This is a genomic window from Nocardia caishijiensis NBRC 108228, assembly GCF_001612825.1.
In the GTDB taxonomy this organism is placed as follows: Bacteria; Actinomycetota; Actinomycetes; order Mycobacteriales; family Mycobacteriaceae; genus Nocardia; species Nocardia caishijiensis.
In genome coordinates, this window is record NZ_BDBE01000027.1 from 96,329 (window position 1) to 116,334 (window position 20,006).

The following is a 20,006-nucleotide window of genomic DNA, read 5'->3' on the forward strand; positions in this document are numbered from 1 at the left end:
CGCGTGTCGATCTCGGACCGAGCGCACGCCGGGATACAGCCTGCGCAAGTCGGCGGTTCACTCGCCGTGCGGGTCCCAGCCGTCGGTCCAGACCGCGTGCGACATCCAGTGCGCGGCGCGTTCGGCCTGCTCACGAACCTCGGCCACGTCGTCGCCGAGGATATTGATGTGCCCGATCTTGCGGTCGGGCCGCTCGCCCTTGCCGTACAGGTGCACCTTGGCCTCGGGCAGGCGGGCGAACAGGTGGTGCAGGCGCTCGTCCATCGGCATCCGAGGCGCTTCGGGTGCGCCGAGAATGTTCGCCATAACCGTTACGGGCGCCAACGGGGTCGTTTCACCGAGCGGATAGTCGAGTACCGCGCGCAGATGCTGCTCGAACTGCCCGGTGCGCGCACCGTCCATCCCCCAGTGCCCGGAATTGTGCGGGCGCATCGCGAGCTCGTTCACCAGCAGTTCGCCGTCGTGCGTTTCGAACAGTTCCACGGCCATCACACCCACCACACCGAGCCCGGCCGCCAGCTCCAACGCCATCGTCTCCGCGCGGGCGCCGGTGTCCTCCGGCAGATCGGGGGCGGGCGCGATGACTACCGCGCACTGACCGTTGCGCTGCACGGTCTCCACGACCGGCCAGGTGGCCGCCTGCCCGAACGGCGAACGGGCGACCATCGCCGACAGCTCACGCTTCAGATCGACCTTGGCCTCGGCGAGCAGCTGCACACCGTGCGCGAGCTGATCGGTGACCAGGGCCGTCGCCTCCTCGGCGGAACCGGGCATCCACACCCCGCGCCCGTCGTACCCACCGCGCACGGCCTTGAGCACGAACGGCCAGCCGTGCTCGTCACCGAAGGCGACCGCGTCGGCGGGCGCGGTGACCTCGACGAACGCGGGCACCGGCAGACCGAGCGCGGACAGCTTGGTCCGCATCGCCAGCTTGTCCTGGGCGAAGATCAGTGCCTGCGGCGGCGGCGCCACATTCACGCCCTCGGCGACGAGCACGTCGAGGTGCTCGGTCGGCACGTGCTCGTGGTCGAAGGTGAGCGCGTGCGAGCCCTTGGCCGCCGTACGCAGCGCCGACAGGTCGTCGTGGCTGCCGAGCACGACATCGGGACTCACCTGGGCGGCCGGGTCGCCGGGGTTCTCGGCGAGCACCCGCAGACGCTGGCCGAGGGCGATCGCGGCCTGGTGCGTCATGCGCGCGAGCTGGCCCCCACCGACCATCGTGACGGTGGGCATGGCAGACGGATCGAACGAACGTGCAGTCACGTCGTGCAATGTTGTCATGTCGAATGCGAATCTTTGCTACCGGTACACTCGGAACTCGTGTCAATCGTCGACGACGTGGTCAGCGTCCTTCCCCCGCGCCTGCGCGAGCTCGCGCTCCGGCATAAAGAGCTGATCAAGTTCGCCATCGTCGGCGCGACGACGTTCGTGATCGACAGCGGCCTGTTCTACCTGCTCAAATGGACAGTTCTGGCGGAAAAGCCGGTCACCGCCAAGATCATTTCCGGCGTGGTCGCGGTGATCGCGTCCTATGTGCTCAACCGCGAATGGTCGTTCAAGAATCGCGGCGGGCGCGAGAAACATCACGAAGCACTGCTGTTCTTCGGCGTCAGCGGTATCGGGGTGGTGCTGAGCAATATCCCGTTGTGGATCTCGAGCTATGTGTTCGATCTGCGACAGCCGAATGTGAGTTTCCTGACCGAGAACATCGCCGACTTCGTGAGCGCGTTCATCATCGGCAACCTGCTGCAGATGGCGTTCCGGTTCTGGGCCATGCGGCGATGGGTGTTCCCCGACGAGATGGACGAGATCGTCGCCGAATTCGAAGAGCTCGTCGAAGAGGAACCGCTCGGTAAGAGCTGAGCTCAGCGCGGTTCGGTGAGGGTCGGACTCTGCGCCTTGTCGACCTTCGAACCGAGGAACACCGCGAACAACGCCGGACGCCGCCGCTGCAACTCCAGGCGCCCACCGTCGGCCTCGACCAGGGCACGAGCCAGCGCCAGTCCGACACCGGTCGAGCCGCCCGCCGAGAAACCACGGTCGAAGATGTGCGGTGCGAGTTCGTCGCGCACGCCCTCGCCCTCGTCGGCCACCTCCACGCAGATCAGGGGGTCGCGCGCGCTCATCGTCGGGACCGTGCGCACCGACACCGTGCAGGTGCCGCCGCCGTGCATGAGCGCGTTGTCGACCAGCACCGTGACCGCCTCACGCAACCGCGACCCGGTGATCGGGGCACGCAGCGACTCGTCGCCGATCAGGCTCAGTTCCCGGCCCGCCTCGTGGAACGGGTGCGTCCATTCGGCGACGACACCGCGCAGCTCGGCCATCACCGGCACCGGGTCGCGGTCGGCGGCGTCCTCGGAGCGGGAGGCGCGGACCAGGTCGTCGATGGCGTCGGTGAGCCGGTCGACCTGGGCCATCGCCTCCTCCGCCTCGTGCACGACCTCGGGATCGTTGTGGGTCGACAGCTCGTCCAGCCGCAACCGCACGGCCGTCAGACGACTGCGCAGCTGGTGGGAGACGTCGGCGACCAGCGCGTGTTCGCGTTGCAGCCGACCGGCGATCTCGACGGTGGCGGAGTCGAGCACGTCGGAGACCCGGTCGAGTTCGGCGATACCGTGCCTGCGCGGATCGGGCCGGAAATCGCCCATCGCCAGCCTGGCCGCGCGGGCGGCCACATCGCGCAGCGGGTCGGCGACCCGGCGCGCGGTCACCACGGCCACCGAGAACGCCGCACCGAGCGAGGCGAGCACCGCCAGCGCCACCGCCGCGACGGCCTGCTCCTGGCGCGCGTGCATGGGTCCGGCGGGCACTTCGAGCCGCAACGACGCCGAGGTCCCCATCGACAGCGACTCCACCAGCGGGTCGTCGATCCGCTCGGCGCCGATATCGGCCCGCGCGGCATTGTCGGTCGGGGTGGGGAAGACGACGGTGAGCCTGCCGCCCTCGGGCACCAACGCCCGGATGGCCCGCACGTCGAGCCCGTCGTGGACGTAACCGTCGACCTGCTCCTGGGCGATCACTTCGGCCGCGATGCGTTCGAGCCTGCTCTGCAGATCGTTGCGGGTGATGTCCTCCACCCACAGCCACGCGGTGTAGATCAGGGGGACACCGAGCACCACCGTCGTGATGGTCAGGACGGTGAGGATCGAACGCAGGATGCGACGGCGCACGACCAGTCAGCCCCGGTGCGTGTCGGTGTTGAGGCGGAAACCAACACCGCGCACGGTGACGATGCGCCGCTCGGCCATCGGGCCCTCGTCGCCGATCTTGCGACGCAACCAGGACATGTGCATGTCGAGGGTCTTGGAACCGCGCAGGTCGGCATCACCCCACACCTCACGCAGGATCGTCTCGCGGCCGACGACCTGACCCGCCCGGTCGATGAGGACCTTGAGCAGCTCGTACTCCTTGTTGGCCAGGTTCACCTCGGCCCCGTTCACCAGCACCCGCCGCGCCGCCGGTTCCAGGCGGATGCCGCCGACCTCCACCGCGTCGTCCCCGATTCCACTGCGCCGCAACAGTGCTCGTACCCGGGCGAGCAGTTCGGCGAGGCGGAACGGTTTGCCGACGTAGTCGTCGGCACCGGCGTCGAGGCCGACGACGAAGTCGACCTCGTCGGTGCGGGCGGTGAGCATCAGCACCGCGATGTCGGCGCCGCTGGCGCGCACCTGCCTGCACACCTCCAACCCGTCCATTCCTGGCAGGCCGAGGTCGAGGATCAGCAGGTCGTGGTCGCCTTCGAGCGCGCGCCGCAGCACCGCCGGGCCGAAGCGTTCGACGGTGACGGTGTAGCCCTCACGCCCCAGCGCGCGCGACAGGGGTGCGGCGATCGCCTCGTCGTCCTCGGCCAGAAGTACTGCGGTCATGTGCCCAGGTTAAGTGGTCTGGACCCGCGGCTCACCGATAGCCGCCACCCCAGTGCTGATCGGTCGGCGACCGGCCCGCCTCGAAAACCTGGTGGTAGAGCAGCGAGTGCACCTGCTGCACCTGGGGGATGTCGTCGTATTCGAGCGGTTCCTCCGACGACGACCCGATGATCAGGGTGCCGGTGCCGAGCAGCCGGTCGAAGATGCCGTGGCTGAACTGCACGCTGGAGATGCGGCTGAGCGGGATGTCGATACCGGTGTGGGTGAGCACACCCTCCCGAACCAGCACCCGCCGCTGGGTGACGATGAAATGCGTTGTCTTCCAGGCGATCACCCGCACGATCACGCGCCAGGCGATGACCCCGAACCAGATCAGGCCGATGAGCACCAGCAGCACGGTTCGCACGTGCCCGGTGGTGTTACGCCAGGCCAGCCCGCCGAGGAAACCGGCGAGAGCGGTGGCGACGATCAGCGTGACGATGGGCCACACCAGCATCTTCCAATGCGGATGGCGGTGCAGGATCAGCTGCTCGTCGGGCGCGAGGACATCCTCCGGGTAACCCATACGCGCACAGTACCGCGCGATGACGGTGCATTTCTCGATGCCACGGCCGAGGCGATACCCTGTCTTGCGCGCTAGAAGCCAGGTTTTGCCCATTTCTCCTTGCTCGACAACGACAGTGGAGGCTCGCGTGACCAAAGCTCTGACTCAGCTCGAAATCCTCACCGCTCTCGAACCCGTCGCCGAACAGAATCTGAACCGGCACCTGTCCATCGCCAAGGACTGGCATCCGCACGACTATGTGCCGTGGGACGAGGGCCGCAATTTCGCCGCGATGGGCGGAATCGATTGGGAGCCGGAACAATCCAAGCTCACCGATATCGCCAAGGCTGCGATGATCACCAATCTGCTCACCGAGGACAACCTGCCCTCCTATCACCGGGAGATCGCCGAGAACTTCTCCCAGGACGGCGCCTGGGGTACCTGGGTGGGCCGGTGGACCGCCGAGGAGAACCGGCACGGCATCGTCATCCGCGACTATCTGGTCGTCACCCGCGGCGTCGATCCGGTGGCGCTGGAGAACGCCAGGATGATCCACATGACCCAGGGTGCGCACGCACCGGCGAACTGGGGCGGCTTCCTGGTCAACGTCGCGTACGTGACGTTCCAGGAGCTGGCCACCCGGGTGAGCCACCGCAACACCGGCCGCGTCTGCGACGACGCCGTCGCCGACCGGATGCTCGCCCGCGTTGCCACCGACGAGAACCTGCACATGATCTTCTACCGCAACCTGTGCGCGGCCGCGCTCGACCTGGTCCCCGATCAGGCGATGCCCGCGATCACCAAGGTGCTCACCAACTTCCAGATGCCCGGCGCGGGCATGCCGAACTGGCGGCGCAACGGTGTGCTGATGGCCAAGCACGGGATCTACGACCTGCGCCAGCATCTCGACGAGGTGGTGCTCCCGGTGCTCAAGCAGTGGAACGTCTTCGGGCGCGACGACTTCGGGCCGCGCGGCGAGGCGGCGCGCGACGAGCTGGCGCAGTTCCTGGCCAAGCTGGAGAAGGACGTGCTGAAGTTCGAGGAGCAGCGTGACCGGTTGCTCGCCCGCGAGCGCGAGGTGGCCGAACGCCAGGGAGTCGGCGCGGCCGCACGCTGATCAGCGGCGGTCCGGCTCGTCGGTCGGGCGCCCGTGGTGCAGACGCCAGGGTGCCCGAGCGGCGGGCCGGTCAGTACTGTCCGCGCAGGTGGGTCACGTCGCCCGCCGACACCGCCTGGTCACCGATCAGCAGTCGACCCGTTTCGTCGACACCGGTCGCGACGCCGGTGAGCACCTTCCCGCCCGGTAGTTCGGCCCGCACGTTCACCCCGATGGTCGCGCACCGCTCCCGATAGGCCGCCGCGAGTTCGTCGGTGGCCCACCCGGCCCGTTCCCAGTCGGTGAACCGGCGGGCGAACTCGCTCAGGATCGCGGCGGCGAGCACGGTGCGGTCAGTGGTCTCGGCACCGGCCAGCGCGAGCGAAGTGGCATGCGGGACCGGCAGTTCCGACTGGTCGAGGTCGACATTGAGGCCGACACCGACCACCACGGCGGGTGCGATGCCGGTGGCGGCCACCTCCGCGAGGATGCCCGCGAGCTTGCGGTTGTCGAGCAGGACGTCGTTGGGCCACTTCAGTTCCGGCGAGAGACCCGCGGTGCCGCGCAACGCGTCGACCACCGCGATACCGGTGAGCAACGGCAACCAGCCCAGCGCCACCGGGTCGATCCCCGGCAACCGGACCAGGATCGACAGCGAGATCTGCGCCCGCGGCGGACTCACCCACTCGCGCGCGTGCCGTCCGCGCCCGGCGACCTGCTCCTCGGCGAGCAGTGCCTGCCGGTCGACAGCGGGATCGGCCGCGCGGGCAACCAGATCGGCATTGGTCGAACCGGTCGATTCGACGACATCGATCCGGTCGAAGAACACCGGTGCCGGGGAGACGAGAGAGCCGCGCAGACGCTGCGCATCGATCGGTGCCCTGTTCATTCCCGGAACGCTACCCGCCCTCGCGTGCTATAGGGCATCACCACACCTAGCTGCGGTTTCTGTACTGACCGGTAGGCGTACTGCCGTAGTGCGGGGCGGTGTCACTCGTTACACTCGCAACCCATGACGAGTGTCCAGCAGCAGCCCGCGTCGGAATCGGCGGGCGCCCCCGACATCCACACCACCGCCGGGAAGCTGGCTGATCTGCGGAATCGGCTGGAAGAAGCGCAACACCCGATGGGTGAGGCCGCGGTCGACAAGGTCCACGCCAAGGGCAAGATGACCGCGCGCGAGCGCATCCTCGCCCTGGTCGACGAGGGCTCCTTCGTCGAGCTCGACGCCCTGGCCAAGCACCGCAGCGTGAACTTCGGGCTGGAGAACAACCGTCCGACCGGTGACGGTGTTGTCACCGGCTACGGCACCATCGACGGTCGCGACGTGTGCCTGTTCTCCCAGGACGTCACCGTCTTCGGTGGCTCGCTCGGCGAGGTGTACGGCGAGAAGATCGTCAAGGTGATGGACCTGGCGATCAAGACCGGCCGCCCGCTGGTCGGCATCAACGAGGGCGCGGGCGCGCGCATCCAGGAGGGCGTCGTCTCCCTCGGCCTCTACGGGGAGATCTTCCACCGCAACGTGCAGGCCTCCGGCGTGATCCCGCAGATCTCGCTGATCATGGGCGCCGCCGCCGGTGGACACGTGTACTCCCCCGCGCTCACCGACTTCGTGGTGATGGTCGATCAGACCTCGCAGATGTTCGTCACCGGCCCCGACGTGATCAAGACCGTCACCGGTGAAGAGGTCAGCATGGAGGACCTCGGCGGCGCGCACACCCACATGGTGAAGTCCGGCGTCGCCCACTACGTGGCCTCCGGCGAGCAGGACGCGCTGGACTACGTCAAGGACCTGCTGAGCTACCTGCCGAGCAACAACCGCGCCGAGGCGCCCCGCACCGCGCCGACCGACCCGATCGACGGTGCCATCGAGGAATCCCTCACCGACGAGGACCTCGAGCTCGACACGATCATCCCGGACTCGCCGAACCAGCCGTACGACATGCACGAGGTGATCACCCGGCTGCTCGACGACGACGAGTTCCTCGAGGTGCAGGCCGAGCGCGCGATGAACATCATCTGCGGTTTCGGTCGCGTCGACGGCCGCAGCGTCGGCATCGTCGCCAACCAGCCGACCCAGTTCGCCGGTTGCCTCGACATCGACGCCTCGGAGAAGGCCGCGCGCTTCGTGCGCACTTGCGACGCCTTCAACATCCCGATCATCACCCTGGTGGACGTGCCCGGCTTCCTGCCCGGCACCGGCCAGGAGTACAACGGCATCATCCGCCGCGGCGCGAAGCTGCTCTATGCCTACGGTGAGGCCACTGTGGGCAAGATCACGATCATCACCCGCAAGGCTTATGGCGGCGCCTACGACGTGATGGGTTCCAAGCACATGGGTGCCGATGTGAACCTCGCGTGGCCCACCGCGCAGATCGCCGTGATGGGTGCCTCGGGCGCCGTCGGGTTCGTCTACCGCAAACAGCTGGCAGAGGCCGCCCAGAACGGCGCCGATGTCGACGCTTTGCGCCTCGAGCTGCAGAACGAGTACGAGGACACCCTCGTCAACCCGTACGTGGCGGCGGAGCGTGGCTACGTCGACGCGGTCATCCCGCCGTCGCACACCCGTGGCCAGATCGTGTCGGCGCTGCGGCTGCTCGAGCGCAAAATGGTGACCCTTCCGCCGAAGAAACACGGCAACATTCCGCTCTGAAAACGCGATATTCCTCGTGTGCCGCGCACACTTGTTGGGGAAATCAACTATTGCCCGGGGCTGTTGTACCGGGAATGATCGCGGACACCGCGCCGTGAACCGAAGTACGCGCAGGAAGGATCTGGCACTGTGACCACTGTGGCAGAAGAAGACGTGCTGACCGCCGCCGAGCTCGAGCTCGCCGTCGAACCACTCGTCGACGAGGTCGAGCTGTCAACCGACACGCCGACCGAGGCACCGGCGCGATCCGCCGGTGAGCCGCTGTTCCGCATTCTGAAGGGCGCCCCGACCGACGAGGACGTCGCGGCACTGGTCGCGGTGCTCGGCGCCGCCGCCGCGAACGCACCCGCGGCCTCGGAGCGTCAGCCGGTCGACGGCTGGGGCCGGGCGACGCTGATGCACCGGGGTTCGTCCCCGTTCTCGCCGTACGTGTACCCGCTGCTGTCGCACCTGCGCTGAGGGTGACCCGGCTGGTCTTGGCCTCCGCGTCCCCCGCCCGGCTCGGGGTGCTCCGGACGGCGGGTATCGATCCCGTCGTCCGCGTCTCCGGGGTCGACGAGGACGCGGTGTCGGCCGCGCTTCCCCCTGATACCTCCGCCGACGGCGTCGTCGTCGCCCTGGCCCGGGCCAAGGCGCTCGACGTGGCCGGTTCCATTCCCGAGCTCGCCGCCGACTGTGTCGTCGTCGGTTGCGACTCGATGCTGCTCGTCGACGGGCGGCTGCAAGGTAAACCGCACACCCCCGAGGTGGCGCGCGAGCGCTGGGCGAGCATGGCCGGGCGCAGCGCCGACCTGCTCACCGGTCACTGTGTGCTCCGCCTGCGCGACGGTGAGATCGTCGCGGAATCGGCCGAGTGCAGTTCGACCACCGTGCATTTCGCGAAACCAGGACCCGACGAGCTGGCGGCCTATATCGCCACCGGCGAACCACTGCAGGTCGCGGGCGCGTTCACGCTCGACGGTCTCGGCGGTTGGTTCGTCGACCGGATCGAGGGCGACCCGTCGAGCGTCATCGGGATCGGGCTACCACTGCTGCGCAGGCTGCTCGAAGACGTCGGTGTCGGTGTCACGCAACTGTGGCGGGACGCGCGGTCCTGACGGCGTGATCATCCGCTGACCGCCCGGCTCCTCGCTGACGGTCGCGCGGACCGGGCGCTCGACCGTGCCGTGCTCCTCGAACTCACCCTCGGGGCTCTCGGCACCGAGGGTGAGTTCGAGCTTGGCGTTGCACAGTTCCGGCTCGGTGAACGGGTGCAGTCGCACCTCGACCCGACCGCGCGCGCCGTTGCGTTCGAGCACCTCGCGCATCAATCCCACGTGCACGCCGCACACCACCTCCGCGTGTGAGCGGGCCAGTTCGCGCAGCGGGCAGGCGGTGAGATTGATCTGTACGTGCTCGTCGGTCTCGCCGACCGGGTCCTTCTCCGGCGCGAAGCCGAGTTCCGACATCAGCGACATGGTGATGTCGCGCGCGTCGGCGAGCGTTTCCACCTGGTGGGAGCCGATATCCATGCGCCGCCCCCAGGCGCGGCCCGCCTCGATCGCGGCCGCGGAGCGGGTGAGCGGATCGGGTCCGAGGTGGTCGGCGAGCACCTGGGCCAGTTCCTGGTACCCGACCGAGCGCTGTACCGCGCGGTAGCCGATGCGAGGTCGGCCACGTCCGCGCGGGGGTTGCTGGAACTGGCGGACGAGCGATTCGCGGGTGAGAACGTCGAGGTGGAAACGGACGGTGGTGACGTGCTGTCCGGTGATGCGGGCCAGTTCCTGGGCATCGAGGGGCTCGGTGGCGCCACGTAGGATCGCGAGCAGTCGCCGTCGCGGCCATGAATCGGACATAGCTCACCCCTCCTCTCCAGAGACTTTATCGGACAGCTCTGCGCTTTATTCGCCCATTGCGTCGATTCGTGATGTGCCACCACAGACATACCATCGGCTACGGCCTCGACACTGCCGCACCCGCCCAACTCTCGCGTGAAGGACCACACCGTGCCCGTCGCCCCGGATCCGCACCCCGCCTTCGGTTCCTACGCAGTCCCGCATCGATTGGTAACCACCGAATGGCTGTCCGCAAACATCGGGGTGCCCGGTGTGAAGGTCGTCGAATCCAACGACGACATTCTTCTCTACGACATCGGGCATGTGCCCGGCGCGGTCAAGATCGACTGGCGTGGTGACCTGAGCGACCCGGTGACCCGCGACTACATCGACGGTCACCGGTTCACCGAACTGATGCGCGCCAAGGGTATCCGGCGTGAAGACACCGTGGTGATCTACGGCGACCGCGGCAATGCCCAAGCCGCGCACACCGCCTGGATCTTCACCTTGTTCGGCCACGACGACGTGCGCCTGCTCGACGGTGGCCGCGACGCCTGGATCTCCGAGGAACGCGACACCACCTTCGACCTGCCCTTCCCCGAGCGCAGCGACTACCCGGCGGTCGAGCGTGACGACGCGACCGCCCGCGCGTTCCGCGAGGAGGTCCTCGCCCGGCTCGGCCGCCCGCTCGTCGACGTGCGCTCGCCCCAGGAGTACGCGGGCACCGACAGCAAGGAGCCCGAGGCACAACGTGCGGGCCATGTGCCAACCGCCGTTAACATCCCGTGGACATCGGCCTGCTCACCGGATGGAAGATTCCGTTCGCGCGCCGAACTCGACGAGATCTATGGCGCCCTGCCCGCCGAGGATCTCGTGGTCTACAGCCGGGTCGGCGAGCGCTCTAGCCACACCTGGTTCGTCCTGACCTTCCTGCTCGGCCGCAGGTCGGTGCGCAATTACGACGGTTCGTGGATCGAATGGGGCAACTCGGTTCGCCTGCCGATCGCCGCGGGCGACGAACCGGGCACCGTCGATCAGCCGAATTGAAACGGGTTCACAGGTCGACGTGCCGCGTAGTGTGACCTACGACCTACTGAACGGTAGGGCTAGCCGAGTTCGGGGCGAATTGGCACACTGCCTACACTCGCCCGAGACGAAAGTTGTCGATACCGGGCGCGGGGCCCACACGGTGACCCGTCCGAAGCGACCAAAGATTGCACACAGGAGGCTCAGTGCCCAGCCATGCCAGCGCACGGATCACGAAGGTACTCGTAGCTAACCGCGGCGAGATCGCGGTCCGCGTGATCCGGGCTGCCAAGGACGCGGGGATCACCAGCGTCGCGGTGTACGCCGAGCCCGATGCCGACGCTCCCTTCGTGAAGCTCGCCGACGAGGCGTTCGCCCTCGGCGGCCAGACCTCGGCCGAGTCGTACCTCGTGTTCGACAAGATCCTCGACGCCGCCGCCAAGTCGGGCGCCGACGCGATCCACCCCGGCTACGGCTTCCTCTCCGAGAACGCCGACTTCGCCCAGGCCGTCCTCGACGCCGGGCTGATCTGGATCGGCCCCTCGCCGCAGTCGATTCGCGACCTGGGTGACAAGGTCACCGCCCGCCACATCGCCGAGCGCGCGCAGGCCCCGATGGCCGCGGGCACCAAGGACCCGGTCAAGAACGCCGACGAGGTCGTCGCGTTCGCCGAGGAGTACGGCGTCCCGGTCGCGATCAAGGCGGCCTTCGGTGGTGGTGGCCGCGGCATGAAGGTCGCCCACACCATCGAGGAGATCCCCGAGCTGTTCGAGTCGGCCACCCGTGAGGCCGTCGCCGCGTTCGGTCGCGGTGAGTGCTTCGTCGAGCAGTACCTGGACAAGGCCCGCCACGTCGAGGCCCAGGTCATCGCGGACCAGCACGGCAACGTCGTCGTGGCCGGTACCCGCGACTGCTCGCTGCAGCGTCGCTTCCAGAAGCTCGTCGAGGAGGCGCCCGCGCCGTTCCTGTCCGACGAGGTCCGGGCCAAGATCCACGAGTCGGCCAAGCGCATCTGCCGCGAGGCGGGCTACTACGGCGCGGGCACCGTGGAGTACCTGGTGCAGGGCGAGACCGTGTCGTTCCTCGAGGTGAACACCCGCCTGCAGGTGGAGCATCCGGTCACCGAGGAGACCGCCGGTATCGACCTGGTGCGTCAGCAGTTCCGCATCGCCGAGGGCCACGAACTGAGCATCACCGAGGACCCGACTCCGCGTGGTCACTCGTTCGAGTTCCGCATCAACGGCGAGGACGCCGGTCGCGGCTTCCTGCCCGCCCCCGGCCCGGTCAGCGTGTACCGCGAGCCGTCGGGCCCCGGTGTGCGCGTGGATTCCGGTGTGGTGCAGGGCAGCGTCATCGGCGGCCAGTTCGACTCGATGCTCGCCAAGCTGATCGTCACCGGCGAGAACCGTGAGCAGGCGCTGCAGCGTGCCCGTCGCGCGCTGGCCGAGTACGAGGTCGACGGCCTGGCGACGGTCATCCCGTTCCACCGCGCGATCGTCGAGGATCCGGCGTTCATCGGTGACGGCGAGAAGTTCGACGTCTACACCAAGTGGATCGAAACCGAGTGGAAGAACACCGTCGAGCCGTACACCGGCGGCGGTGCACCGGCCGACGAGGACGAGGACCTGCCCCGGCAGAAGGTGGTCGTCGAGGTCGGTGGCCGTCGCGTCGAGGTGTCGCTGCCCGGCCAGTTCTCCCTCGGTGGCGGCGCGGCCGGTGCGGCCGGTAACGGTGTGGTCCGCAAGAAGCCGAAGGCACGCAAGCGGGGTGGCGCCGGTGGCGGTGCCGCTTCCGGTGACGCGGTCACCGCGCCCATGCAGGGCACCGTGGTGAAGGTCGCCGTCGAAGAGGGCCAGACCGTCGAGGCGGGCGACCTGATCGTGGTGCTCGAGGCCATGAAGATGGAGAACCCGGTCAACGCGCACAAGGCCGGTGTGGTCACCGGGCTGGCCGTCGAGGCGGGTGCGGCGATCACCCAGGGCACCGTCTTGGCCGAGATCAAGTAGCTGTTCCGCCGCTCCGCGAATTCAGGCCGGACCCAGGTGCGGCGAGAGCTTCGTCGGCGGCCGGACCAAGGGTTGATGGTCTCGGTAGCTCGTCCCCGGCGAGTTACCCGTGTGCCGACCAGATCACGAGTTGCGTGAACGAAAAGCGACGATCCGCTGCCCAGGCAGCGGATCGTCGTTGTGTCTGGATATGGTGAACCGGTGACCAGTTCTGCGCACGTCGGCTCGGATTCCTCGGCCGTGCCGGGTCCGGTGTCGGTCGCCGAGGTCATTCGCGGCAGGCAGGCTGCCGGGCATCGCGACGACGGCCATCGGCTGGCGTTGGTGATCGAGGGTGGCGGCAGTCGCGGGGTGTACTCCAGCGGCATGGTGCAGGCACTAGAGGAGCTCGGGCTGTCGGCGGTGTTCGACGCCGTGTACGGCACGTCGGCCGGGGCGATCAACGGGGCATGGCTGCTGTGTGGTCGGGCCGCGTCGGGGATGCGGTCGTGGACGGATCGCACCATCATGCGGCGCGTGGTCGACCCGGTGCGGATCGTGCGCGGGCGACCGGTCTTCGATCTGCACTACCTGGTGCACCGGGTGTACGACGGGATCGAGCCGATGGACTTCCCGGCGATTCTGGCCAATCCGACCAGCTTCCACCCGATCGCCACCGACACCCGTACCGGGCTGCCGGTCGATCTCGCACCGTTCATCGTCGACAAACCGACCCTGCTCACGGCGTTGCGCGCGTCGGCGGGGTTGCCGTTGCTCGCGGGTCCGCCGGTGGAACTGGCCGGTCGCAGCTATTTCGACGGCGGCCTCTCGGAGACCGTGCCGATCCGGAGCGCTGTCGGCGCGGGAGCCACCCACGCGCTGGTGCTGCGTACGCGCCGCGCCGGCGAACTGCGCCCGCCCGCTCCCCTGGTGCACCGCGTGGTCGGTGGCGGGTATCTGCGTGCGGTCGCCCCCGGCGCGTTCCGCGCGTGGTCGGCGCGCCCCGGCCAGCAGGCCGTGGAGGACACCTATCTGGCGGGCCTCGGTGACCGGGTGCTGCAGGTCCATCCGCCCGAGGACGCACCGTCGGTCGACAGCGCCGCACGCGACACCACCCTGCTCACGCAGGCCCTCGAGCTCGGCCGCGCCGCCGTCCACGCCCTGCTCGGTGACCGGCCGAGCCCGGCCTGAGCCGAGCCCCGGAACTCCGGGGCACCGGTTTTGCCGGATTTCCCGGTTCTGCCCGCTCCCTTAGCGTCTCAGCGGCGAGGGCATGAGCAGAGGGAGACCGGGATGGGTACGCAGGTGCTGGCTCGACCGTCGGTGGAGTCCGCCGGGGAGCATCGGGACGAGTCGGGGTGGCATCCGGCCGTTCGCGTCCTGTTCCGCTTCACGTTCGTCACCGTCGGCATCGGTATGGCGGGTGCGTGGCTGCTACATGCCTTGCTGCGCACCCTCGGTCTGCCGCAGCAGGCGGTGGCCGAGATCGGCAAGTGGCTCGCGCTGCATCCCCTGACCGACTGGGTCGGTATCCGGCTCTTCGATGTCCGGGTCGACTACACGGTCACCGGTAGCGGTGACACGGCCGCGAAGTGGATCAGCGTCGTCACCCTGATCCTGGTCGCGATCCCGGTGACCGCCGTGTGGTCGGTGCTGGACCGCCGCCGCACCGCCTATGACCGCCTGTACGCCTGGTTCCGACTGCTGGTGCGGTTCACCCTGGTGAGCGCGCTGATGCTGTACGGGATGATCAAGCTGATGCCGACGCAGATGTCGTTCAATCTGGAGCGGCTGGTCGAACCGTTCGGGCACATGAGCCCGATGGCGGTGCTGTGGGCGCAGTCGTCGTTGTCCGAGCCCTACGAGATGGCGCTCGGGGCCGCCGAGGTGACGGCCGCGGTGCTGCTGATCCTGCCGCTCACCGCCGGGCTCGGCTCGGTTCTCGCGGTGATCGTCGCACTGCAGGTGGTGCTGATGAATCTCACCTTCGATGTGCCGGTGAAGCTGTTCGCCCTCCAATTGCTCTTGTACGCAACGCTTCTCGCGGCTCCCGAGCTGGCGAGGCTGGTCCGGGCACTGCTCGGTCGTGCGGTCGAGCCGAGCCGGCGCGCCGCCCTGCTCGGTTCGCCACGTGGCCACCGGCTGATGCTCGGCGCCCAGGTGCTGCTCGGGTCGTGGTTGCTCGTCGCCACGGCGGTCGAGGCCTACGACGGCTGGCACACCTACGGCAACGCCCGGCCGAAGTCGCCGCTCTACGGCATCTGGAATGTCACCGAGTACACGGTCGACGGCCAGCCGGTGCCCGCGCTCGTGGACTTCGACGCACCGGGCACCGGGCTGCCGAACCCGACCGAACGGTTCCGCCGCATCATCTTCGACATCCCGCAGGGCATGACCGCCCAGCGCCTCGACGATTCGCTGGTGTCCTTTCCCGCCCGCGTCGACACCGGCAAGCAGACCGTCACGTTGTCCAAGGACACCAGCCACCAGTTGACCCTCGCGTCCTTCACTTACGCTCGGCCACAGGACGACCAGCTCGTCCTCGACGGCAAGCTCGGCGGTCGCTCGGTGCGGATGCGGCTCGACCAGGTGGATCTCGCGCAGTTCCCGGTCGTCTCGCGCGGCTTCCACTGGGTGCAGGCCACGCCCTACTACCAGTGACGCCGACGACTAGGCTCCCCGTCGTGGAACCGATCGAGATCAACGCGGGCTCCTGGTACCTGCGGGCCCTGCGCGCCGACGACCGCATCGACGACCGTCCCGCGCTGGCCGAAGCAGGCATCGTCGACCCTGGTTACATCGCCCGCCGCGACAGCGGCTGGGCGGACGAATCGCACCTGTCGTGGGCGGTGTGCGTGCCGACCACGGCGGAGATGATCGCCGAGATCGGCGTCACCCCCGACGCGGACGGCACCGCGCTGATCACCGGTTGGGCGCGCGACGGCTTCGCCGACGCCCTGGCCACCGGCGTCGAATCGGTGACCCGTTTCGTCGCGGGCGCCCTGGCCCTCACCCCGCGACTCAGCCCCGAATTGGGCTGAGCCACCGGGCATCCGGTCTCGTCAGTAGATGCAGGGCTTGGGACGACCTGCCCAGCCGCCGTTGAGGAATTCGCAGACCGCCGAGAAGATGTCGCCCGTCGAGGACCCGACCTGGGTCGCGGCGGGGGCGATATCGGGTGCGGTGGCCGCGTTCGCGGTCGCGACGGGGAGGGCGAGGCCGGCGATCACGGCGCTGACAGCAACGAGCTTCTTCATCGAGAGTCCTGTTCGGTAGTTGTCGATCGAGTTGTTCGCTCGGAAGACGAGTCTTGCATATCTGACCGTTCGGTCAAATACCGAATCAGGTTTCTCCCAACAGTTCTGCCGTCATTCCGCGATGGTCGCCAGTACCCGGTCGAGGGCGTCGACGGCCTTGCCGAGTTCTGCTTCGGTGACGGTGAGTGCCGGACGGAACCGGATTCCGCGTTCGCCGGTGCCCAGCAGCAGCACGTGTTCGCGCTCGCGCAGCGCCGTCACCACGCGATCCCGCAGCAGTGGCGTGGCCAGCGTGATCGCGCACATCAGCCCGCGTCCGCGCACCTCGCTCACCTTCTCGGGGTGCGCGGCGGCGAGCTGGCCGAGCTGATCGAGCAGGTACCGGCCGAGCGGGCCGACCTCGTCGATCAGCCGATCCCGTTCCAGCACTTCGAGAACGCGGCGCGCACGCACCATGTCGGTGAGGTTGCCGCCCCAGGTGGAGTTCAGTCGCGAACTCACCCGGAAGACATTGTCGGGCACCTCGTCGACCCTGCCCCCTGCCATGATGCCGCAGACCTGGGTCTTCTTCCCGAACGCCACCACGTCGGGCGTGACGTCCAATTGCTGGAAGGCCCAGGTGGTTCCGGTGAGCCCTACCCCGGTCTGCACTTCATCGAGGATGAACAGGGCGTCGTTGTCGTGACACAACCGCCGCATCGCGACCAGGAACTGCGGTCGTAGGTGACGGTCACCGCCCTCGCCCTGGATGGGTTCGGCGATGAAGCAGGCGATGTCGTGCGGGCGGTCGGCGAACGCGCGCGCGGCCTGGGCGAGAGTTTCGGCCTCGAGCGTGTCGAGGTCGTCACCCGCGAAGGTGTGCGGAGTGTCCAGACGGGGCCAGTCGAACTTGGGGAAGCGCGCGGTCTTGACCGGGTCGGTGTTCGTCAGCGACATGGTGTAGCCGCTTCGCCCGTGGAAAGCACCGGTCAGGTGCAGCACCTGCGTGCCGAGTTCCGGTGAGCGGCCGTGGAATTCGTTGTGTCTGCTCTTCCAGTCGAAGGCCACCTTGAGCGCGTTCTCGACCGCCAACGCCCCGCCGTCGACGAAGAACAGGTGTGGCAGTCGCGGATCGCCGAGCACGCGGGCGAAGGTGTCGACGAAGCGAGCCATCTCGACGGTGTAGATGTCGGAGTTGCTCGGCTTGTTCACGGCCGCGGTGGCCAGTTCGGCCCGGAAGCGTTCGTCGCGCGCCAGGGCCGGGTGGTTCATCCCGAGGGCATTGGAGGCGAAGAAGCCGAACATGTCGAGATAGGCGGTGCCGTCGCGTTCGTCGATGAGCGTGCGGCCATGGGACTTGTGCAGGTCGAGCACAAGGTCGAAGCCGTCCGCGAGGATGTGCGAGGACAGGATTTCGTGGACCCGGTTGGCGGGGGTGACCGCCGCGCCGGGGCGCTCCAGTTCGATGGTCACGACCCGAGGGTACGCAACTATTTACGGAACATCCACGGAATGACGGATTAATTACGAAGAATCGTTACCTGTCGTAGAATGTCTGCAGGATGATGGTGCTGCGCGTCCGCACGTTGGCGGTGGCCCGGATCTCTTGCAGCAGCTGTTCGAGATGCCGGGGTGAGGCCACCCGCACCAGCAGGACGTAGCTCTCCTCGCCCGCCACCGAGTGGCACGCCTCGATGCCGGGAACGTGCTGCAACAATGCGGGCGCGTCATCGGGCTGGGACGGGTCGAGAGGAGTGATCGCGACGAATGCCGACAGCAGGTGCCCGAGCGCTTCGGGATCGACGTTGGCCGTGTACCCGCGGATCACACCGCGCGCCTCGAGCCTGCGCACCCGCGACTGCACCGCGGAGACCGAAAGACTGGCCTTCTCCGCCAGATTCGACAGGGTGGCGCGCCCGTCGTTCATCAGCTCTCTGATCAGAAGCCGGTCGATATCGTCGAGCTGGGGTCTAGCCGGTGTATCCGCCATCAGCGAAGGCTAACGCAGGCCGGGGGTTGCGCGGGGAAGACTTCTTTCTGTTCTCCTCCGAAATCCGAGCGAACTTTTCCGTGAGTCGTACCAACAGCAGAAGGTGAACAGCGATGACCCACACCGTGACCGAGCATTTCTCCGAACAGCTCTCGCTGCGCGCGCGAGCCCTGCTGCACGGCCTCGGGGCCGAGGTGCCCGCGCCGGGCACCCTGCTCGCACGCACGCCGATCTCCGGTGGTGTCCTGCTCCCGCTCACTCCAGACACCCCGGCGGACGTGGACGCGGCGATCGGCCGCGCGGCCACCGCGTTCGAGTCGTGGCGCACGGTGCCCGCCCCCGTGCGCGCGGCACTGGTTCGCAGGCTGGCGGCCCTGCTGGTCGCCCATCAGGACGAGCTGGCCGAACTGGTGACGCTGGAGGCGGGCAAGATCGGCGCCGAAGCACTCGGTGAGGTGCAGGAGATGATCGACGTCTGCGAGTTCGCGATCGGTTTGTCGCGTCAGCTCTACGGCGCGACCATGCCGTCGGAGCGGCCAGGGCATCGGCTCATGGAGACCTGGCATCCGCTGGGTGTGGTCGGGGTGATCTCGGCGTTCAACTTCCCCGTCGCGGTGTGGGCGTGGAACACCGCGATCGCGCTGGTCTGCGGTGACACGGTGGTGTGGAAGCCGTCGGAGACCACGCCGCTCACGGCGCTGGCCTGTCACACGCTGCTGCGCCGAGCGGCGCGCGAGGTCGGCGCCGATCCGCAGGTGCACCAACTCGTTCAAGGCGATGCGACCGTGGGTGAGGCGCTGGTCGACGACCCGAGGGTGGCATTGCTGAGCGCGACCGGCTCGGTGCGGATGGGTGGCATCGTCGCGCCGCGGGTGGCGGCCAGGTTCGGGCGGTGCCTGCTCGAACTCGGCGGCAACAACGCCGCGATCGTCGCGCCGAGCGCGGATCTCGAGCTCGCGGTGCGTGGCATCGTGTTCGCGGCGGCGGGCACGGCGGGTCAGCGGTGCACCACACTGCGCAGGTTGATCGCGCACCGGTCGATCGCCGATCAGCTCGTGGAACGACTGTCGGCGGCGTACAGCCAACTGCCCGTGGGCAATCCGCTCGACGACGGCGTGCTCGTCGGGCCGCTCGTCGACGAACGTGCCTACACCGCGATGCGGACGGCGCTGGTGCGCGCGAACGACGAAGGTGGCGAAATCGTCTGCGGCGGTGAGCGGGTGGAGCTGATCGGGGCGGAGGCGTACTACGTGCGGCCCGCGCTGGTGCGGATGCCCGCGCAGACCGAGCTGGTGCGTGAGGAAACCTTCGCACCGATCCTGTACGTGCTCACCTACGACGACCTGGACGAGGCCATCGCACTGAACAATGGTGTGACCCAAGGGCTTTCCTCGTCGATCTTCACCCTCGACCAGCGTGAGGCCGAACAGTTCATCGCCGGATCCGACTGCGGCATAGCCAATGTCAACATCGGCACCTCCGGCGCGGAGATCGGCGGCGCGTTCGGTGGCGAGAAGAACACCGGCGGCGGACGTGAGTCCGGGTCGGACTCCTGGAAGGCCTATATGCGCCGGGCGACCAACACGATCAACTACTCCACCGAGCTCCCGCTTGCCCAGGGCATCCATTTCGGCTGATCCGGGCGGCGATTTCGCCTTCGGACACCCCGCGTGTACAGTGGACAACGCAACGCGGGATGGAGCAGCTCGGTAGCTCGCTGGGCTCATAACCCAGAGGTCGCAGGTTCAAATCCTGTTCCCGCTACCATCCGAAAGCCCCGGAGTTTCGACTCC

General features: G+C 68.2%; 20 protein-coding genes and 1 tRNA gene. 12 read left to right on the top strand and 9 right to left on the bottom strand.

Annotation, left to right across the window (positions count from 1 at the left end):
• Positions 1-57 precede the first annotated feature (57 nt).
• Complete coding sequence (locus NC7_RS11035) at positions 58-1,281, bottom strand: 5-(carboxyamino)imidazole ribonucleotide synthase (RefSeq protein WP_067981572.1); 1,224 nt, start codon at positions 1,279-1,281, stop codon at positions 58-60.
• A gap of 39 nt (positions 1,282-1,320) precedes the next feature.
• Between NC7_RS11035 and NC7_RS11040 the strand changes: the two genes are divergently transcribed.
• On the top strand, positions 1,321-1,863 hold the full coding sequence (locus NC7_RS11040) for a GtrA family protein (RefSeq protein ID WP_067981574.1): 543 nt from the start codon (positions 1,321-1,323) through the stop codon (positions 1,861-1,863).
• Positions 1,864-1,865: 2 nt separating this feature from the next.
• On the opposite strand, the gene NC7_RS11045 is transcribed toward NC7_RS11040, so the two are convergent.
• Genes NC7_RS11045 through NC7_RS11055 form a run of 3 tightly spaced genes read right to left on the bottom strand, consistent with a single transcriptional unit; the run spans position 1,866 to position 4,434 of the window.
• Entirely contained in the window at positions 1,866-3,173 is a 1,308-nt protein-coding gene (locus tag NC7_RS11045) for an ATP-binding protein (RefSeq protein WP_067981578.1), read from the bottom strand.
• Between the two features lie 6 nt (positions 3,174-3,179).
• A complete protein-coding gene (locus NC7_RS11050; RefSeq protein ID WP_067981584.1) occupies positions 3,180-3,869 on the bottom strand; it encodes a response regulator transcription factor in 690 nt (229 codons plus the stop codon).
• 31 nt (positions 3,870-3,900) lie between these two features.
• Positions 3,901-4,434, bottom strand: a complete 534-nt coding sequence (locus NC7_RS11055) for a PH domain-containing protein (protein WP_067981587.1) — start codon at positions 4,432-4,434, stop codon at positions 3,901-3,903.
• A gap of 127 nt (positions 4,435-4,561) precedes the next feature.
• Here NC7_RS11055 and NC7_RS11060 point away from each other — a divergent pair, with 127 nt between their 5' ends.
• Positions 4,562-5,530, top strand: a complete 969-nt coding sequence (locus NC7_RS11060) for an acyl-ACP desaturase (protein WP_067981588.1) — start codon at positions 4,562-4,564, stop codon at positions 5,528-5,530.
• Positions 5,531-5,600: 70 nt separating this feature from the next.
• Here the strand turns inward: NC7_RS11060 and NC7_RS11065 are convergent, their stop codons facing one another.
• A complete protein-coding gene (locus NC7_RS11065; protein ID WP_067981589.1) occupies positions 5,601-6,398 on the bottom strand; it encodes a biotin--[acetyl-CoA-carboxylase] ligase in 798 nt (265 codons plus the stop codon).
• Positions 6,399-6,521: 123 nt separating this feature from the next.
• Here NC7_RS11065 and NC7_RS11070 point away from each other — a divergent pair, with 123 nt between their 5' ends.
• The 3 genes from NC7_RS11070 to NC7_RS11080 all read left to right on the top strand — a co-directional run bounded on the left by NC7_RS11070 (position 6,522) and on the right by NC7_RS11080 (position 9,259).
• A complete protein-coding gene (locus tag NC7_RS11070; protein WP_067981591.1) occupies positions 6,522-8,162 on the top strand; it encodes an acyl-CoA carboxylase subunit beta in 1,641 nt (546 codons plus the stop codon).
• Between the two features lie 129 nt (positions 8,163-8,291).
• Entirely contained in the window at positions 8,292-8,621 is a 330-nt protein-coding gene (locus NC7_RS11075; RefSeq protein WP_067981593.1) for an acyl-CoA carboxylase epsilon subunit, read from the top strand.
• A 2-nt stretch (positions 8,622-8,623) separates the two neighbouring features.
• Positions 8,624-9,259, top strand: a complete 636-nt coding sequence (locus NC7_RS11080; RefSeq protein WP_067981595.1) for a Maf family protein — start codon at positions 8,624-8,626, stop codon at positions 9,257-9,259.
• On the opposite strand, the gene NC7_RS11085 is transcribed toward NC7_RS11080, so the two are convergent.
• Positions 9,185-9,997: a helix-turn-helix transcriptional regulator gene (locus NC7_RS11085; protein WP_067981597.1), complete on the bottom strand. Its 813-nt coding sequence runs from the start codon at positions 9,995-9,997 to the stop codon at positions 9,185-9,187. The genes NC7_RS11080 and NC7_RS11085 overlap by 75 nt on opposite strands.
• A gap of 150 nt (positions 9,998-10,147) precedes the next feature.
• On the opposite strand from NC7_RS11085, the gene NC7_RS11090 reads away from it, so the two are divergent.
• From NC7_RS11090 to NC7_RS11110, 5 genes are all read left to right on the top strand, one after another.
• Positions 10,148-11,023: a sulfurtransferase gene (locus NC7_RS11090; protein WP_067981665.1), complete on the top strand. Its 876-nt coding sequence runs from the start codon at positions 10,148-10,150 to the stop codon at positions 11,021-11,023.
• Between the two features lie 185 nt (positions 11,024-11,208).
• Entirely contained in the window at positions 11,209-13,008 is a 1,800-nt protein-coding gene (locus NC7_RS11095; protein ID WP_067981601.1) for an acetyl/propionyl/methylcrotonyl-CoA carboxylase subunit alpha, read from the top strand.
• Positions 13,009-13,209: 201 nt separating this feature from the next.
• Complete coding sequence (locus tag NC7_RS11100) at positions 13,210-14,178, top strand: patatin-like phospholipase family protein (RefSeq protein ID WP_084458347.1); 969 nt, start codon at positions 13,210-13,212, stop codon at positions 14,176-14,178.
• A 102-nt stretch (positions 14,179-14,280) separates the two neighbouring features.
• Positions 14,281-15,648: a hypothetical protein gene (locus NC7_RS11105; protein WP_067981602.1), complete on the top strand. Its 1,368-nt coding sequence runs from the start codon at positions 14,281-14,283 to the stop codon at positions 15,646-15,648.
• Between the two features lie 23 nt (positions 15,649-15,671).
• Entirely contained in the window at positions 15,672-16,028 is a 357-nt protein-coding gene (locus NC7_RS11110; RefSeq protein ID WP_067981604.1) for a hypothetical protein, read from the top strand.
• Between the two features lie 21 nt (positions 16,029-16,049).
• On the opposite strand, the gene NC7_RS11115 is transcribed toward NC7_RS11110, so the two are convergent.
• The 3 genes from NC7_RS11115 to NC7_RS11125 form a co-directional block, all read right to left on the bottom strand.
• Positions 16,050-16,244 carry a hypothetical protein gene (locus tag NC7_RS11115; RefSeq protein ID WP_067981606.1) on the bottom strand — a complete coding sequence of 65 codons (195 nt, stop codon included), beginning with the start codon at positions 16,242-16,244 and terminating at the stop codon, positions 16,050-16,052.
• A 111-nt stretch (positions 16,245-16,355) separates the two neighbouring features.
• Positions 16,356-17,696, bottom strand: coding sequence for an L-lysine 6-transaminase (gene lat, locus NC7_RS11120; RefSeq protein WP_067981607.1), 1,341 nt, complete (start codon positions 17,694-17,696; stop codon positions 16,356-16,358).
• Positions 17,697-17,760: 64 nt separating this feature from the next.
• The gene (locus tag NC7_RS11125) at positions 17,761-18,213 is read right to left on the bottom strand and encodes an Lrp/AsnC family transcriptional regulator (RefSeq protein WP_067490712.1); all 453 of its coding nucleotides are present in this window, start codon (positions 18,211-18,213) and stop codon (positions 17,761-17,763) included.
• A gap of 113 nt (positions 18,214-18,326) precedes the next feature.
• On the opposite strand from NC7_RS11125, the gene amaB reads away from it, so the two are divergent.
• Both amaB and NC7_RS11135 read left to right on the top strand, forming a co-directional pair.
• On the top strand, positions 18,327-19,850 hold the full coding sequence (gene amaB, locus NC7_RS11130; RefSeq protein ID WP_084458349.1) for an L-piperidine-6-carboxylate dehydrogenase: 1,524 nt from the start codon (positions 18,327-18,329) through the stop codon (positions 19,848-19,850).
• A 53-nt stretch (positions 19,851-19,903) separates the two neighbouring features.
• A tRNA-Met gene (locus NC7_RS11135) sits at positions 19,904-19,980 on the top strand.
• The last annotated feature ends 26 nt before the right edge of the window (positions 19,981-20,006 follow it).

Excerpts from the sequence above, each read along its gene's own strand:
- NC7_RS11035 (WP_067981572.1), bottom strand. The coding sequence starts at position 1,281 with ATGACAACATTGCACGACGTGACTGCACGTTCGTTCGATCCGTCTGCC.
- NC7_RS11055 (WP_067981587.1), bottom strand. The coding sequence starts at position 4,434 with ATGGGTTACCCGGAGGATGTCCTCGCGCCCGACGAGCAGCTGATCCTG.
- amaB (WP_084458349.1), top strand. The coding sequence starts at position 18,327 with ATGACCCACACCGTGACCGAGCATTTCTCCGAACAGCTCTCGCTGCGC.
- NC7_RS11065 (WP_067981589.1), bottom strand. The coding sequence starts at position 6,398 with ATGAACAGGGCACCGATCGATGCGCAGCGTCTGCGCGGCTCTCTCGTC.
- NC7_RS11125 (WP_067490712.1), bottom strand. The coding sequence starts at position 18,213 with ATGGCGGATACACCGGCTAGACCCCAGCTCGACGATATCGACCGGCTT.
- NC7_RS11050 (WP_067981584.1), bottom strand. The coding sequence starts at position 3,869 with ATGACCGCAGTACTTCTGGCCGAGGACGACGAGGCGATCGCCGCACCC.
- NC7_RS11115 (WP_067981606.1), bottom strand. The coding sequence starts at position 16,244 with ATGAAGAAGCTCGTTGCTGTCAGCGCCGTGATCGCCGGCCTCGCCCTC.
- NC7_RS11105 (WP_067981602.1), top strand. The coding sequence starts at position 14,281 with ATGGGTACGCAGGTGCTGGCTCGACCGTCGGTGGAGTCCGCCGGGGAG.
- NC7_RS11085 (WP_067981597.1), bottom strand. The coding sequence starts at position 9,997 with ATGTCCGATTCATGGCCGCGACGGCGACTGCTCGCGATCCTACGTGGC.
- NC7_RS11070 (WP_067981591.1), top strand. The coding sequence starts at position 6,522 with ATGACGAGTGTCCAGCAGCAGCCCGCGTCGGAATCGGCGGGCGCCCCC.